The sequence below is a fragment of the Thermoanaerobacterales bacterium genome (assembly GCA_030019475.1).
Lineage (GTDB): Bacteria > Bacillota > Desulfotomaculia > Desulfotomaculales > JASEER01 > JASEER01.
The window spans coordinates 17127-32659 of sequence record JASEER010000003.1 but is presented as its reverse complement, the minus strand read 5'-3'; the positions used below and the strand labels follow the sequence as shown (position 1 = coordinate 32659).

Below are 15533 nucleotides of genomic sequence, written 5' to 3'. Positions count from 1 at the left end.
GATTTCGGAAGGCCCCACAGAGGGAGAGCGAGAGGGAGCGATGACGCACCCGCATGTCGAGCGTGTCCTTGTTCCGGCATCCGCGATCGCCCGGCGGGTGGATGAACTCGGCGCGCAAATCATGGCCGATTACCAGGGCCGCGAACTTCTTGTGGTAGGCATTTTGAAGGGCTCGACGATTTTTCTGGCCGACCTGGTGCGCGCGGTCGACCTCACGGTGGCCCTCGACTTCGTCGCCATCTCCAGTTACGGCCATTCCACCACCTCTTCGGGGGTGGTCCGTATTTTAAAGGATCTGGAGGAGAGTATCGAGGGTCGGCACGTTCTCATCGTCGAGGACATTGTGGATACCGGACTGACCTTGAATTACCTGCGCGAAAATCTCCTGGCCCGGAAGCCGGCTTCGCTCCGGATTTGCGCGCTGCTGGACAAGCCGTCGCGGCGTAAGGCTTCCGTTCCGCTGGACTATCTGGGATTTACGATCCCCGACGAGTTCGTTGTCGGGTACGGGCTGGACTACGGTGAGCACTACCGTAATCTCCGCGATGTGTGTGTTTTAAAGCCCGAAATCTACAAGAGTTAAGGGGAGGAGGCGGGAGATTTGCGGGCCCCGACAACCGAAACGGTCATTGTCCTGGACTTCGGCGGGCAATACACCCAGTTGATCGCCCGGCGAATCCGGGAGTGCCGGGTTTACTGCGAGATTCTCCCTTATCATACGCCAGTTGAGGACCTCGTGGCTCGTCGGCCACGGGGAATTGTTTTTTCGGGCGGTCCTTCCAGCGTCTACCAGGAGGGGGCGCCTGCCGTCGACCCCGCCGTTTACGAGGCGGGTATCCCGATCCTCGGCATTTGCTACGGTATGCAGTTGATGGCCCTCCAGCTTGGGGGGAGGGTCGTGGCGGCGGACCACCGCGAGTACGGCAAGACGACCCTTGAACTCGTGGCGGGCGACCGCCTTTTTGCCGGGATGGGGCCCCGGCAGCAGTGCTGGATGAGCCACGGGGACCGCGTGGAAACGCCGCCCCCGGGGTTTACGGTGACGGCGCGGACCGGCAAGTCCCCGGTGGCGGCGATGGCCGACCCCGGCCGGCGCCTGTACGCCGTCCAGTTCCATCCCGAGGTGGTGCACACCCCGCGGGGAAAAGAAATCCTGGAACACTTCCTTTATGATATCTGCGGCTGCCGCGGTGACTGGACGATGTCTTCGTTTCTCGAAAGCGCGGTGGCCCAGGTGCGGGAGGAGGTCGGTGACGGCCAGGTGCTCTGCGCCTTGAGCGGCGGCGTCGACTCGGCGGTGGCCGCCACGCTGGTGCACCGTGCCGTCGGTGACCGGCTGACCTGTGTCTTCGTAGACCACGGCCTGCTGCGCAAAGGGGAGGCGGCGGAGGTCGTGCGGATCTTCCGCGAGCAGTTCCAGATGCGGCTGGTGCACGTGGACGCCGCGGACAGGTTCCTGGCCCGCCTCGAAGGGGTGGATGATCCCGAGGCCAAGCGCAAGACCATCGGCGAGGAGTTTATCCGGGTCTTCGAGGAAGAGGCCGCCAAGCTCGGGCCGGTGGACTTCCTGGTCCAGGGAACGCTGTACCCCGACGTGGTCGAGAGCGGGACGGCGACGGCGACGGTCATCAAGTCGCACCATAACGTCGGCGGCCTGCCGGAGAAGATGCGCCTGAAGCTGATCGAGCCGCTGCGCTGGCTGTTCAAGGACGAGGTGCGGGTGCTGGGTGAGCAGTTGGGCCTGCCGGAGGACATCGTCTGGCGCCAGCCCTTCCCCGGGCCGGGGCTCGCCGTGCGTATCCTGGGCCCCGTCACGCAGGAGAGGCTGGCCATCCTGCGGGAGGCGGACGCCATTGTCGTGGAGGAGATCCGCCGGGCGGGCCTTTACCGGAGCATCTGGCAGTCCTTTGCCATCCTGCCCGCCGTGCGCAGTGTGGGGGTAATGGGCGATGAACGGACCTACGCCTATACCATCGCCGTCCGCGCCGTCGACAGCAAGGACGGGATGACGGCGGACTGGGTGCGCCTGCCCTACGAAGTGCTGGAAAGGATATCGAACCGCCTGGTGAACGAGATAAAGGAAGTCAACCGCGTGGTTTACGACATAACATCCAAGCCCCCGGCGACCATTGAGTGGGAGTAGAAGGAGCGCGACGGGAAGAATGGCTGAGCAAAAACCCCTGGTGGGGATGGTGATGGGCAGTGACTCCGACCTGCCGGTTGTGGCGTCCGCAGCGCGGACGCTGGACGAGCTTGGGATTCCGTATGAAATGCGGATCATTTCCGCCCACCGCACGCCGGAACGGGCGCGGGACTACGCGCGGGAGGCCGCGGGGCGCGGCCTGGCGGTGCTTATCGCCGCCGCGGGAGGAGCGGCCCACCTGGCCGGGGTGCTCGCCGCCGAGACCCCCCTGCCGGTGATCGGCCTGCCGATTGGGACGGGGGGCCTCGGGGGATTGGACGCCCTGCTGGCCACGGTGCAGATGCCTCCCGGGGTGCCGGTGGCCACCGTCGGGGTTGACGGGGCGAGGAACGCCGCCCTCCTGGCGGCGCAGGTTATCGGGGCCGGCGACCCGGGTGTGCGCGAACGGGTGGCGGAGTTCAAACGCCGGCAGGCCTTGCAGGTACAGGCCAAGGATGAGCAGTTGACGGCGCTGGGGTTAGAGGAATACCTGCGCCGCATGGAGAAGAAGAAGTAGGCAGCAAGGACGGAGGCGACAGGCCTTGATTGAACGCTATACTTTGCCGGAAATGGGTGCGGTATGGTCAGACGAGAACCGTTTCCGGAAATGGCTGGACATCGAGATCCTGGCCTGCGAGGCTCTGGCGGTGCTGGGGCAGATCCCGCAGGAGGCGGTGGCGGCGATCCGGGACCGGGCGCGGTTCGACATCGCCCGGATTGCCGAAATCGAACGGGTCACCCGCCACGACGTGATCGCCTTCCTGACGAATGTCGGCGAATACGTCGGCGAGGAAGCGCGCTACCTGCACCTTGGACTGACTTCCTCCGACGTGGTGGACACAGCCCTGGCGGTACGGATGCGGGAAGCCGGTCAACTACTCATCAAGCGGCTGGAGAAACTGCGGGAGGCGCTCCTGCAGCAGGCGCAGCAGTACCGCCACACTCTGATGATCGGCCGCACCCACGGCATCCACGCCGAGCCGACGACCTTCGGACTGAAACTCCTGCTCTGGGTGGCCGAAACGGACCGTAACCTGGCCCGCCTGCGGGCGGCCGTGGAAGACGTCAGCGTGGGTAAGATCTCCGGTGCGGTGGGCACCTATTCCAGCATCGATCCCTTTGTTGAAGAATACGTCTGCGCGCGGCTCGGCCTCACCCCGGCCGTGGTCTCGACGCAGATCATCCAGCGCGACCGGCACGCCGCCTTCATGACCACCCTGGCCGTTATCGGCGCCTCGCTGGAGAAGTTCGCGACGGAGATACGCGCCCTGCAGCGCACCGACATCCGCGAGGTGGAAGAGCCGTTCGTGGCCGGCCAGAAGGGGTCCTCGGCCATGCCGCACAAGCGCAACCCCATCGTCTGCGAGCGGATCAGCGGGATGGCCCGCCTCCTGCGCGGGAACGCCCTGGCCGCCCTGGAAGACGTCGCCCTCTGGCATGAGCGCGACATCTCGCACTCCTCGGTCGAGCGGGTGATCATCCCCGACGCCACGGTCACCCTGGACTATATGCTCTACCGCTTCACCATCGTCATCGAAAACATGCACGTCTATCCAGAGAACATGCGGCGCAACCTGGAGCGCACTCACGGCCTGGTCTTTTCGCAGCGGGTGCTGCTGGCCCTGGTGGACAAGGGCCTCTCCCGTGACGAGGCCTACGCCGTTGTACAGCGCAACGCCATGCAGAGCTGGCAGAGCGGTGAGCCCTTGCGGAACCTGTTGGGTAAGGATCCAGCCCTGGCAGGGCTGCTGGACGAGGCCGAACTGGATGCGCTCTTCGACTATGCCCACTTCACCCGCCGGGTGGACCAGATCTTCGCCCGGTTTGGATTATAATCAAACTATAAGGAGGGGCCGGTCGTGGAAAAACGCGAACTTTTGTATGAGGGCAAGGCCAAGCAGGTCTATACCACCGACCAGCCGGACCGTTACGTCGTGGAGTTCAAGGATGACGCCACGGCCTTCAACGGGGCCAAGAAGGGGACCATTGCCGGCAAGGGCGCGGTCAACAACCGCATGTCGGCGCAGCTCTTTCAGCTCCTGGAACGCGAGGGCATCCGAACACACTTCATCGAGCAGCTGAGCAAGCGGCAGATGCTGGTCCGCGCCGTGCGGATCATCCCCCTGGAGGTCGTCGTGCGGAACATCGTGGCCGGCAGCCTGGCCAAGCGCCTGGGGCTGGAAGAGGGAACCGCCCTGCCGGCGCCGGTGGTGGAGTTCTACTACAAGAACGACGCCCTGGGGGACCCGCTGGTCAACTGCGGGCACATCCGCGCCCTCGGCCTGGCCGCGCCGGAACAGCAGGAATACCTGCGGGAGACCGCTTTGAAGGTCAACACGGTCCTGCGCGCCTACCTCGCCGAGCGCGGCCTGGAGTTGGTGGACTTTAAGCTTGAATTCGGAACCGTTCCCGAGAGCGGGGAGATCCTCCTGGCCGACGAGATCTCGCCCGATACCTGCCGGCTCTGGGACAGCGCGACCAAGGACCGGCTGGACAAGGACCGTTTCCGCCGCGACCTGGGCGGGGTGGAACAGGCCTACGCCGAGGTCCTGCGGCGCGTGCTGGAGTAAGTGTGACGTTGTACACCGGGGGCGGGGGCTCTCGCCCCAAGCGACTTGCGGAGCTTCGGGAACCCAGCATTCAACCTTGGTGCTTGGCTACAGAGATTTGCACCCCCAAAGTTGAGTGCGGGGTCGAAGCGTAGCACCGAGCGTAGGGGGGAGAACCCCCGCTCCTTGCAGACAGTATGGCTCATGGAAGGAAGGCTGGCGCTGTGTACGACGTAGCCGACAAGCTGCACGAGGAATGCGGGGTTTTCGGCATCTACGGGCCGGGGCAGGATGTGGCCCGCCTGACGTTCTACGGCCTTTTCGCCCTGCAGCACCGGGGCCAGGAGAGCGCCGGGATCGCCGTCGCCGACGGCAGCGAAATAACCCTGCACAAGGGCATGGGCCTGGTGCCGGAGGTCTTTGCCGGCCGCACCCTGGATGAATTAAAGGGCGACCTGGCCATCGGCCACGTCCGCTACTCCACCACCGGGGCCAGCCACCCGATCAACGCCCAGCCCCTGGTGTTCCGCTACGCCAAAGGGCAGATCGGCCTCGCCCATAACGGCAACCTGACCAACGCCGCGGAACTCAGACGGCAGCTTTCGGCTATGGGCGCCGTCTTTCAAACCACCACGGACAGCGAAATCCTGGTGAACCTCATCGCCCGATACAGCCAGTCCACCCTGGAAGAAGCCCTGATGAAAGCTATGATTGACGTGCGGGGTGCGTATTCCCTTGTCCTGATCACCGAAAACCGGATTCTGGCCGTCCGCGACCCACTGGGCTTCCGCCCCCTTTGCCTGGGCAAGCTCGGGCCGGCCTACGTGGTGGCCTCGGAGTCCTGCGCGCTGGACACCGTAGGCGCGGAGTTCATCCGCGACGTCGAGCCGGGGGAGATCGTCGTCCTGGACGAGCACGGCACAAAGTCCTTCCACACATTGAGCCGCGCCCCGCGGGCCCACTGCATTTTTGAATACATCTATTTCGCCCGGGCCGACAGCCGGCTGGACGGGTTCAACGTCAATCACATCCGGCGGGAACTGGGCCGGCAGCTGGCGCGGGAGTTTCGCGTCGAGGCCGACCTGGTCCTGCCCGTGCCCGACTCGGGCATCCCGGCCGCCCACGGCTATGCCGAGGAGTCCGGCCTGCCCTTCGCCGAAGGCATGATGAAGAACCGCTACATCGGGCGGACATTCATCCAGCCCGCGCAAAACATGCGTGACCTCGGGGTACGCCTGAAGCTGAATCCCATCCGGGAGGTCCTGGAAGGGCGGCGGGTCGTGCTGGTGGATGATTCCCTTGTCCGGGGTACGACCAGCGGGAAAATCGTGCACATGCTGCGGGACGCGGGGGCGGCCGAGGTGCACCTCTGCCTCAGTTCGCCGCCGATTATCCGTTCCTGCTTCTTCGGGATCGACACCTCGAACGAAAAGGAGTTGATCGCCGCCGAAAAGCCGCTGGAGGAGATCCGGCGGTTCACCGGTGCCGACAGCCTGTATTACCTTAGCCTGGACGGGCTCTTGAGCGTGTTCGGCGATTACCGGGAGAACTTCTGCACGGCCTGTTTCAGCGGGTGCTACCCGGTGGAAATCGCGCGGCCCGATAACGCCGGGAAGTTCACCCTCGAAAAGGTGGGGGTCTGACGAAGGTGGAGAAGGACAAGCGGGTAAGCCTGACCTATGCCGGCGCGGGGGTGGACATCCAGGCCGCCAACCGCGCCGTAGAGTTGATACGCGAGGCCGTCCGGCGCACGGCCCGGCCCGAGGTCCTCGGGGACCTGGGGGGGTTCGGGGGCCTTTTCGCCCTTAACGCGGCGAAATACCGGAACCCCGTTCTGGTGGCCGGCACCGACGGCGTGGGCACGAAGCTGAAAGTGGCCTTCGCTCTGGATGTACACGACACGGTCGGTGTCGACCTGGTGGCCATGTGCGTGAACGATATCCTGGTCCAGGGCGCGGAGCCCCTCTTTTTCCTGGACTACCTGGCCGTGGGCAAGCTCGATCCGGAGTGCGTGGCGGCCATCGTCGGCGGCATCGCCGAGGGCTGCCGGCAGGCCGGGTGCGCCCTTATCGGCGGGGAAACGGCCGAGATGCCGGGATTCTACGGCCGGGAGGAATACGACCTGGCGGGCTTCGCCGTGGGTGTGGTCGAACGGGAGAAAATCATCGACGGCACGTCGGTGCGGGCGGGGGACGCCCTTATCGGCCTGGTCTCCTCCGGGCTGCATTCCAACGGTTTTTCCCTGGCCCGTTTGGCCCTGCTGGATATGGGGCGGCTCGACCTTGACAGCTACCATCATGCCCTGGGACGGACGGTCGGAGAGGAACTGCTCATCCCTACGCGGATCTACGTCCGCGCGATATTGCCGCTCCTTGACCGCTTTAAGGTGTACGGCATGGCCCACATCACCGGGGGCGGCCTGACGGAGAACGTCCCGCGCATTCTGCCCCGCGGGGTGGGGGCGCGCCTGAAGAAGGGCTCATGGCCGGTCCCGCCCGTATTCCGCCTGATCCAGGAAATGGGGAACGTGGCCGAGCCGGAGATGTACCGCACCTTCAATATGGGTCTGGGCCTCGTCCTGGTGGTACCGGGGGAGCAGGCGGACGCGGTCATCGCCGACCTGGCGCGGATGGGAGAAACGGCCTACCTGGTCGGGGAGACCATCCGCGGCGCGGGCGTAACCTATGCCGAGGAGTAAAGGGGGAGGATGCCGTGGGCGCCTTAACCATTGGGGTCTTAGCTTCGGGGCGGGGTTCCAACCTGCAGGCCATCCTGGACGCCATTGACCAGGGGCGCCTGAACGCCCGCGTGGCGGTGGTGATCAGTGACAATTCCCGGGCCCTGGCCCTGGAGCGGGCGCGTGCCCGCGGCATCCCGGCCCATTTCGTGGACCTTGGGGGCCACCCCGACATAGAATCCTACGAGCGGGAGATCGTTTCCCTGTTAAAGGCTCACGGGGTGGAACTGGTCTGCCTGGCCGGTTACATGCGTATCGTCGGCCCGCTGGTGCTGGATGCTTTTCCGAACCGTATCCTCAACATCCACCCCACCCTGCTCCCGGCCTTTCCCGGACTGCATGCCCACCGGCAGGTGCTGGACTACGGGGTACGCTATTCGGGCTGCACGGTACATTTTGTGGACCACGGCGTGGATACGGGGCCGATTATCCTGCAGGCTGTGGTGCCCGTATACCAGGACGATACCGAAGAAACCCTGGCGGCGAGGGTCCTGGCCGAGGAGCACCGCATCTATCCCGAGGCCATCAGGTTGTTTATCGAGGGGCGCCTCTCGACCCGCGGGCGCAAGGTAATAATTGCCGATTAGACCAAAGAGTATGGCCTCCAAGGCATTTGATGCGAAAACGTGAAAGAGGGTGGGGTAATGCCGGTTAAACGGGCACTGGTCAGCGTTTCGGACAAGACCGGGGTGGTCGAGTTCGCGCGGGCCCTCGAGGAAATCGGGGTCGAGGTCCTTTCCACCGGGGGCACGGCGCGGATCCTGCGGGAAGCCGGGGTCCGGGTGACCCTGGTGGCGGAAGTGACCGGTTTCCCGGAGATCCTGGGGGGAAGAGTGAAGACCCTGCACCCGGCCATTCACGCCGGGATCCTGGCCGAAAGGAAACCCGAGCACCTGAACCAGATCGGCGAGTTCGGCATCCGGCCCATCGACCTCGTGGCTGTGAACCTTTATCCGTTCAAGCAGACGGTCGCCCGGGATGGCGTCCCCCTGGCCGAGGCTGTTGAAAACATCGACATCGGCGGCCCGGCCATGATCCGGGCGGCGGCCAAGAACCACGCCCACGTCGTCGTGGTCGTCAACCCGGGGCGGTACGCGGAGATTGTCGAGGCGCTCCGGCGGGACGGGGACGTGGACGCCGAGCGGCGCCTGGCCCTGGCGCAAGAGGCTTTTGCCCACACGGCCCACTACGATGCCGCCATCGCCACCTACCTGGCCGGCTTCCCGGTAGGGGTGGACACCTTCCCGGCGGAGGCGACCTTCCCCTTTGAACGGGTGCAGATCCTCCGCTACGGCGAGAACCCGCACCAGCGGGCGGCGTTTTACCGTGACCTCAACGCCCGCGGGGCCTCGGTGGCCACGGCGCGGCAGATTCATGGCAAGGAGCTTTCCTACAACAACATCCTCGACGCCAACGCCGCCTTAGAACTGGTGTGTGAATTCGCTGAACCGACGGCGGTCATCGTCAAGCACAACAACCCGTGCGGCGTGAGCAGCCGGCCGGACCTCGCCGAGGCCTACCGCCTGGCGTACACCGGCGACCCGGTGTCGGCCTTCGGGGGGATCGTGGCCTGCAACCGGCCGGTGGACGGAGCGGCGGCGGAGGAGATGGCCGGGATCTTCCTGGAAGCGGTGATCGCCCCCGACTTCACCCCGGAAGCGCTGGAAATCCTCACGAAAAAGGCCAACCTGCGTTTGCTGGCCACCGGCCCGGTGGAGCGGGGCACGGGGGACTGGCTGCAGCTGCGGAAGGTCAACGGGGGGCTCCTGGTACAGGAAGCCGACCGCGCCCTCTTCCGCGAGGGCGACCTGAAGGTGGTCACGGCGAAAAGGCCCACCGAGGAGCAGATCGCGGAGCTGGCCTTCGCCTTTGCCATTGTGAAGCACGTCAAGTCGAACGCCATCGTGGTGACCGGGGACCGCATGCTCCTGGGGGTGGGCGCCGGGCAGATGAACCGCGTCGGGGCGGCGCGGATCGCGCTGGAACAGGCCGGCGAAAAGGCCCGGGGGGCGGTACTGGCATCCGATGCCTTCTTTCCGTTCCCGGACACCGTCGAGGAGGCGGCGCGGGCCGGGATCGCGGCCATCGTGCAGCCCGGCGGCTCGGTCCGCGACGAGGAGTCGATCAAGGCGGCCGACGCCCACGGTATCGCCATGCTGTTCACGGGGATGCGGCACTTCCGGCATTAAAGTGGCAGGAGGTTCAGCACCTATGAAAATCCTGGTCGTCGGCGGGGGCGGCAGGGAGCATGCCCTGGTCTGGAAGATCGCCCAGAGCCCGCGGGTGAAGAAGATCTTCGCCGCTCCAGGGAACCCGGGGATGGAGGGATTGGCGACCTGTATACCCATCGGTGCCGAGGACATCCGGGGTCTGGTGTCCCTGGCCCGCCAGGAAGGCATAGGCCTGACGGTGGTCGGGCCGGAGGCGCCCCTGGTGGCCGGTCTGGCCGACGCCTTCAAGGCGGAGGGCCTGAGGGTCTTCGGCCCGGACGCCAGGGGGGCGCGGATGGAGGGGTCCAAGGCCTTCGCCAAGCGGATCATGGCCCGGGCGGGGGTGCCGACGGCGGAGTACCGTGAGTTCACGGACTACGTCGCCGCCGACGCCTATGTCCGGCGGCTGGACAGCCCGTGCGTGGTCAAGGCCGACGGCCTGGCGGCAGGCAAGGGCGTGATCATCGCCGAACGGCCGGTGGAGGCCCGGCAGGCCCTGGAGGACATGATGACCAAGGGCGCCTTCGGTGAGGCCGGCCGGCGGGTGCTGGTCGAGGAGCGGCTGGTGGGCGAAGAGGCCAGCGTCCTGGCCTTCACCGACGGGGAAACCGTCAGGCTGCTGCTCCCGGCACAAGATCACAAGCCGGTCTTCGATGACGACCGGGGACCGAACACCGGCGGCATGGGCGCCTACGCGCCGGCGCCGGTCTGCACGCCCGAGATATTGCGCCGGGTACAGGACGAGATCCTGGTGCCGACCGTGCAGGCGCTGCGGGAGGAGGGCATTACGTACCGCGGGGTCCTCTACGCCGGGCTGATGATCACCTCTGCGGGGCCGAAAGTCCTGGAGTTCAACGCCCGTTTCGGGGACCCGGAGGCGCAGCCTTTGCTGGCCCTGGTAAAGAGCGACCTGATTGACGTGATGGAAGCGGTCATAGAGGGGCGGCTGGACGAGATCGAGCTGTCCTGGGAGCCGGGAGCGGCCGTCTGCGTCGTCCTGGCCGCTTCGGGTTACCCGGGCGCCTACCCGAAAGGGGACGCCATCGAGGGCCTGGACGAGGCGGCGCGGGAGGCACTGGTCTTCCACGCCGGCACCCGTCGCCGGGACGGCCGCCTGGTAACCGCCGGCGGGCGAGTGCTCGGAGTCACGGCGCGCGGCGCCGACCTGGCGGAGGCCATCGACCGGGCCTACCGGGCGGTCGGAAAAATCCATTTCGAGGGGATACACTTCCGCCGCGATATTGGGCGGAAGGGGTTGCGGCTGTAGTGTTAACGTTATAGCTCCGGCAGTTTCCTGGGGGCCCTGATCGGGCCCCCTTTTTTGTTGTTCCGGCCGGGGCCGGGCTTTGACTCCGTGGAAGGTACCCTCTAAAGGAAAAGGTAGTGTAGTGACGAATATCATGTGTCGGGCACTCCCTTTGTCACCCGGGAGGGGTAGGAGAATGGGCAGAGAACGGCGTGTCAGGGATATCATGGTCCCCATCCGGGACTACCCCACGGTACGCGCCGAGGCCTCGCTGTACGAGGCGGCGGCGATGATCAACGTTTACCTCAAGCGTGACGAGGGAGTCTGGCACGGGTTCCGTTCGGTCATGGTGGTCGATGACGGCGGCGGGGTGATAGGCGTGCTCACCCTGCGCACCGTCCTGCGCGCCGTTCTTTACGCCGCCGGCAAGGGTGATCCGGCGGTGGAGGGATCGTCCTGGGGGGGCTTTATGCTGCGGGATGTCAGGCGCCAGGGCGGGCCGAGGGTGCGCGAGGTCATGCGGCCGGCGACTTTGATCGCCGTCAGCCCGGATGACAGCGTTTGGGATGCCGCCCTGAAGATGGCCAGGAACCGGATCAATTCCCTCCCGGTGGTCGAGCGGCGACGGCCGGTGGGCATCGTCCGCTCGATCGACGTCTTCTGGTGGATCAGTGAACTCCTCGAGGAGTGAAGGAGGTAGCGGGACGGGCATGGCCGGCCCAGGGGCGATTCTGGCGCGGGACATTATGGTCCCCATCGGCGAATACCCGACCGTGGCCGAGGACGCGACGGTCCGGGAGGCCATTGCCGCCTTGCGCAGTTCCTTCCACAAGAACGGCGCGGCCTGGCGGGGGCCGCATGCCCTGGCCGTGATCGACCGCGGCGGCCGGGTGGTGGGCATGCTGAGCCTCGGCAACATGCTCGGGGCCGTGGCCATCAAGGACCTGGAGGAGGACGCCTGGCAGAAGGCCGAGACCTGGGGCTGGTACTATATCCGTAAACTGCGCGAGGGAACCGGCGTCCGCGTGCGGGACCTGATGCGCCCCATGGACCTGGTCACGGTCGGCGCCCGGGACGGGGTGCTCGAGACCGCCCTGCGGTTTCTCGCCCACCGCGTAAACTGGGTGACGGTGGCGGATAAGGGGCGGACGGTGGGCATCGTTCGCACCATTGATATCTTCCCGGTCATTGAGTCGTTGATTTCCGGGTAGCGGGGAAGAGGGGAAAAGGTTGTTCAACGTGCGTTTCGGTTTTGCCCGCCAGCTCTTGCTGTTCACCATCGTGCTCCTGGTCCTTCCCTGTCTCCTGACCTTCTATATGCTGCATACCATCAGCCGCGCCGAGCAGGCCCTGGTGGCCAACGACCGGGCGAAGATGGGGCAGGCCATGCTTATGCTGGACGCGCGCCTCCACGGAACCTTCCAGGACATCCTGGACCGCCGGGGTGTGCCGGACGACGCGCGCCTGCATACCAAGGTGCGCGTGCTGAACACCACCCTGCGGCCGATCATCGCCGACGTGTCCTCGTCCTACCCCGGGATGGAACTGGGGTTTTACGCCAGGGACCTGGACGTCATCCTGGACGGCAACCCCGAGTCCTATGACGTTAACTTTTCCTCCCGGCGCAAGGACGACATGCTGCGCTCGCTGGAGAACAGGAAGCCGGTGATCAACGTCGTCGGCCTGGGCGAGACGGGCCTGCTGGAGGCCTACATGCCCCTGGAGCGGAACGGAGAGGTCATCGGCCTGGTCCTGGCGCGGGAGAACATGAATGCCATTTACAAGCGCTTGAGCCGCGTACGAACCGAGGCCTACGTGGTGATCATGGTCGGCGTTCTGGTCGGCGTGGGAGGGTTCTTTTTCATCCTGAACCGTTTCCTCCGGATGACGATCGAGGTCAAGGACGGACTGCGGCACCTGGAGAACGACCTGGGCTACCGCTTGCCTCCGGCGGTCGGAGAGCTGGGGGAAATCGCCAACGCGGTGAACCATCTGGCGGCACGCCTGGGAGAGGTTCAGAGCTACAACGAGATCATCCTGGACAGCATCGACGCCGGTATCGTCGCCGTGGACATGGACGGCCGGCTGATGACCGCCAACCCGTCGGCGACCCGGATCTTCGGTCTGACCGACGAAGACCTGGAGCAGGACTTCCGGGCCGTTCTCCCGGCCGGCTCCCCGGCCCGCGAACTCATCGCCCGTGCCCTGGACGGCGGGGAGACGGTAAAGGAGCATAGCGCACAATGGACGACCCCCGGAGGGGAGGTCAAGGACCTGGTCTGCACGACCGGCCTTTTGTTCAACGCCCGCCAGGAGGCAGTCGGCGTGGTTCTCACCTGCAAGGACGTCACAGAGAAGAACCGCCTGGAGGAACGCATGCGGCGCCAGGAGAAGCTGGCCTCCCTGGGCAAGTTCGTCGCGGGTGTGGCGCATGAGATCCGTAACCCGCTGACCTCGATCAGCGGCTACATCCAGCACTGGCAGAGGAACAACACCCCCTCGGCCCGGGCCGTCGCGACGGTCTGCCGGGAGGTGATGCGCCTTAACGCCATCGTCGACAAGCTCCTGACCTTCGCGCGCCCGGGCGAGAGCAAGGTCGGCAGGCACGATCTGAACCGGCTGGTGGAGCGGGCGCTGCAGTTCTTCATCACCATGCACGACGAAAAGGTGCGCATCGTCAAGGACCTGTCCCCGGACCTGCCCGCGGTGCGGATGGATCCCGAACAGATCCAGCAGGTGCTGGTCAATATGCTCTACAACGCCGTCCAGGCGATGCCCGACGGGGGCACCCTCACCGTGGCCACCGGCTACCGCCGGGAAATCGATATGGTGACGCTGGAGGTCGGCGATACCGGGTGCGGCATCCCGGAGGAAAACCTCTCGAAGATCTTCGATCCCTTCTTTACCACCCGCGCCCGGGGCAGCGGCCTCGGGTTGGCCCTGGTGCACGAGATCGTCGGTGTCCACGGCGGACATATCGAGGTCCGGAGCCGTGTTTCCGAGGGGACGACATTCACCGTATACCTGCCGCGCTACCGCGCCGAAGAGGATGAGGAGGAGGAGAGAACGTCATGACCAGGATCCTGGTGGTCGACGACGAGGAAAGCGTCTGCCAGATGCTCTCCGATATCCTTGCCGACGAGGGTTACCGGGCGGAAACGGCGGGCGACGGCCGGGAAGCCCTCGAAAAGCTGAAACGGGAGCCCTTCGACGTCGCCCTGGTCGACATCCGCATGCCCGAGGTGGACGGGATGCAGCTCCTCGAGCACGTGCAGGCGGCGGGCCTGACGCTTCCGGTCATCATGATGACCGCCTACGGTACGACCGAGACCGCCATCCAGGCGATGAAGCTGGGGGCCTTTGACTACGTTTTGAAGCCCTTCAACCTTGAGGAACTCCTGATCACCTTGCGCAAGGCCGTGGAGATGGAACGGATGGCCCGCGAGGTGGCCGCCCTGCGCCGGGAACTGGCGGGGGACGGTGCGCCGGCGCCGGTTATGGTCGGCCGCACGCCGGTAATGCAGGAACTGTACAAGCAGATCGGCCGGCTGGCGGCCTCCAACGCCACGGTCCTTATCCTCGGCGAGAGCGGGACCGGGAAGGAACTGGTGGCCGGAGCCATCCACCAGAACAGCGCCCGCCGTAACGGTCCTTTCGTGAAGATCAACTGCGCGGCGCTGCCCGAGAACCTGCTGGAGAGCGAGCTCTTCGGCCACGAGAGGGGGGCCTTCACGGGGGCCGTCAACCGCAAGTCCGGCAAGTTTGAAATCGCCCACGGCGGGACGATCCTTCTGGACGAGGTGAGCGAGATCTCCCCGGTGGTGCAAGCCAAGCTTTTGCGTGTCTTGCAGGAGCGGGAGTTTGAGCGGGTGGGCGGAACGAAAAGCATCCGCGTCGATGTGCGGCTTCTGGCGGCGACGAACAAGGACCTGGAGGAACTGGTCCGCGAGGGGCTCTTCCGGGAGGACCTTTACTTCCGCCTGAACGTGGTGAGCATCCGCGTGCCCCCGCTGCGGGAGCGGAAGGAGGACATTCCCCTGCTGGTGGATCATTACCTGAAGACGCTCGAACGCTCGTCCGGCAAGACAATCACCGGCTTCTCCCCGGAGGCGATGAGCCTTCTGACCGGGTACGACTGGCCCGGTAACGTGAGGGAGCTGAAAAACGTTTGTGAGCGGGTCATGGTCATGGCCACCGGTCCGGTCATCATGCCCGAAGACCTGCCTTACAACCTGCGGCCGGAGGGACGGGAAACGACGGCCGGCGGCCGGTGGAACAACAAGACCCTGAAGGAAATCGTGGCCGATGTGGAGCGGACGGTCATTCTGAGGGCCTTACGGGAGCATAACGGCAACCGCAGCCGGGCGGCCGAGGCCCTCGGCATCAATCGCCGCTCCCTTTATGCCAAGCTCAAGGAATACGGCCTGGACCGGTAGGGGGGCGAAAATCGCCCAGCGGTGGGCAGGAATTGCCCACCGGGAGCAGCGGCGCATGCTTCGGCGGGGTGCCTGATAGGCGCCCCGCCTTGTTTTTCCCGCACCGCCCCTTTTGGCACGCTTCTTGCTTTTAACTATGGCAGAACGGAACGAGGGCAAGGGGGGTGACACTT

Annotated in this window: 14 protein-coding genes; all 14 read left to right on the top strand. The window is 65.6% G+C overall.

Annotated features, from left to right (window positions below; translation table 11 throughout):
* Positions 1–40 precede the first annotated feature (40 nt).
* The 14 genes from hpt (at position 41) to QMC81_01130 (ending at position 15360) form a co-directional block, all read left to right on the top strand.
* Positions 41–583 (top strand): hypoxanthine phosphoribosyltransferase, encoded by a 543-nt coding sequence (gene hpt / locus QMC81_01195; protein ID MDI6906088.1) that lies wholly within the window; start codon positions 41–43, stop codon positions 581–583.
* Positions 584–601: 18 nt separating this feature from the next.
* Complete coding sequence (gene guaA, locus QMC81_01190) at positions 602–2143, top strand: glutamine-hydrolyzing GMP synthase (protein ID MDI6906087.1); 1542 nt, start codon at positions 602–604, stop codon at positions 2141–2143.
* Between the two features lie 19 nt (positions 2144–2162).
* Positions 2163–2699 carry a 5-(carboxyamino)imidazole ribonucleotide mutase gene (gene purE, locus QMC81_01185; protein ID MDI6906086.1) on the top strand — a complete coding sequence of 179 codons (537 nt, stop codon included), beginning with the start codon at positions 2163–2165 and terminating at the stop codon, positions 2697–2699.
* Positions 2700–2724: 25 nt separating this feature from the next.
* A complete protein-coding gene (gene purB / locus QMC81_01180) occupies positions 2725–4017 on the top strand; it encodes an adenylosuccinate lyase (GenBank protein MDI6906085.1) in 1293 nt (430 codons plus the stop codon).
* Positions 4018–4041: 24 nt separating this feature from the next.
* Entirely contained in the window at positions 4042–4752 is a 711-nt protein-coding gene (locus tag QMC81_01175; GenBank protein MDI6906084.1) for a phosphoribosylaminoimidazolesuccinocarboxamide synthase, read from the top strand.
* A 203-nt stretch (positions 4753–4955) separates the two neighbouring features.
* Positions 4956–6374: an amidophosphoribosyltransferase gene (purF, locus tag QMC81_01170; GenBank protein ID MDI6906083.1), complete on the top strand. Its 1419-nt coding sequence runs from the start codon at positions 4956–4958 to the stop codon at positions 6372–6374.
* Positions 6375–6403: 29 nt separating this feature from the next.
* Positions 6404–7429 (top strand): phosphoribosylformylglycinamidine cyclo-ligase, encoded by a 1026-nt coding sequence (gene purM, locus QMC81_01165; GenBank protein ID MDI6906082.1) that lies wholly within the window; start codon positions 6404–6406, stop codon positions 7427–7429.
* 14 nt (positions 7430–7443) lie between these two features.
* Entirely contained in the window at positions 7444–8055 is a 612-nt protein-coding gene (gene purN, locus QMC81_01160; GenBank protein ID MDI6906081.1) for a phosphoribosylglycinamide formyltransferase, read from the top strand.
* A 57-nt stretch (positions 8056–8112) separates the two neighbouring features.
* Positions 8113–9657, top strand: coding sequence for a bifunctional phosphoribosylaminoimidazolecarboxamide formyltransferase/IMP cyclohydrolase (purH, locus tag QMC81_01155; protein ID MDI6906080.1), 1545 nt, complete (start codon positions 8113–8115; stop codon positions 9655–9657).
* A gap of 22 nt (positions 9658–9679) precedes the next feature.
* Positions 9680–10945, top strand: a complete 1266-nt coding sequence (purD, locus tag QMC81_01150; GenBank protein MDI6906079.1) for a phosphoribosylamine--glycine ligase — start codon at positions 9680–9682, stop codon at positions 10943–10945.
* 175 nt (positions 10946–11120) lie between these two features.
* Positions 11121–11615, top strand: a complete 495-nt coding sequence (locus tag QMC81_01145) for a CBS domain-containing protein (protein MDI6906078.1) — start codon at positions 11121–11123, stop codon at positions 11613–11615.
* A gap of 19 nt (positions 11616–11634) precedes the next feature.
* Positions 11635–12135 carry a CBS domain-containing protein gene (locus QMC81_01140; protein MDI6906077.1) on the top strand — a complete coding sequence of 167 codons (501 nt, stop codon included), beginning with the start codon at positions 11635–11637 and terminating at the stop codon, positions 12133–12135.
* A gap of 28 nt (positions 12136–12163) precedes the next feature.
* The gene (gene atoS, locus QMC81_01135) at positions 12164–13999 is read left to right on the top strand and encodes a two-component system sensor histidine kinase AtoS (GenBank protein MDI6906076.1); all 1836 of its coding nucleotides are present in this window, start codon (positions 12164–12166) and stop codon (positions 13997–13999) included.
* Positions 13996–15360 (top strand): sigma-54 dependent transcriptional regulator, encoded by a 1365-nt coding sequence (locus QMC81_01130; GenBank protein ID MDI6906075.1) that lies wholly within the window; start codon positions 13996–13998, stop codon positions 15358–15360. The genes atoS and QMC81_01130 overlap by 4 nt, the downstream gene beginning before the upstream one ends.
* Positions 15361–15533: the final 173 nt, after the last annotated feature.

Excerpts from the sequence above, each read along its gene's own strand:
- hpt (MDI6906088.1), top strand. The coding sequence starts at position 41 with ATGACGCACCCGCATGTCGAGCGTGTCCTTGTTCCGGCATCCGCGATC.
- purE (MDI6906086.1), top strand. The coding sequence starts at position 2,163 with ATGGCTGAGCAAAAACCCCTGGTGGGGATGGTGATGGGCAGTGACTCC.
- purH (MDI6906080.1), top strand. The coding sequence starts at position 8,113 with ATGCCGGTTAAACGGGCACTGGTCAGCGTTTCGGACAAGACCGGGGTG.
- purD (MDI6906079.1), top strand. The coding sequence starts at position 9,680 with ATGAAAATCCTGGTCGTCGGCGGGGGCGGCAGGGAGCATGCCCTGGTC.
- QMC81_01145 (MDI6906078.1), top strand. The coding sequence starts at position 11,121 with ATGGGCAGAGAACGGCGTGTCAGGGATATCATGGTCCCCATCCGGGAC.
- QMC81_01140 (MDI6906077.1), top strand. The coding sequence starts at position 11,635 with ATGGCCGGCCCAGGGGCGATTCTGGCGCGGGACATTATGGTCCCCATC.
- QMC81_01130 (MDI6906075.1), top strand. The coding sequence starts at position 13,996 with ATGACCAGGATCCTGGTGGTCGACGACGAGGAAAGCGTCTGCCAGATG.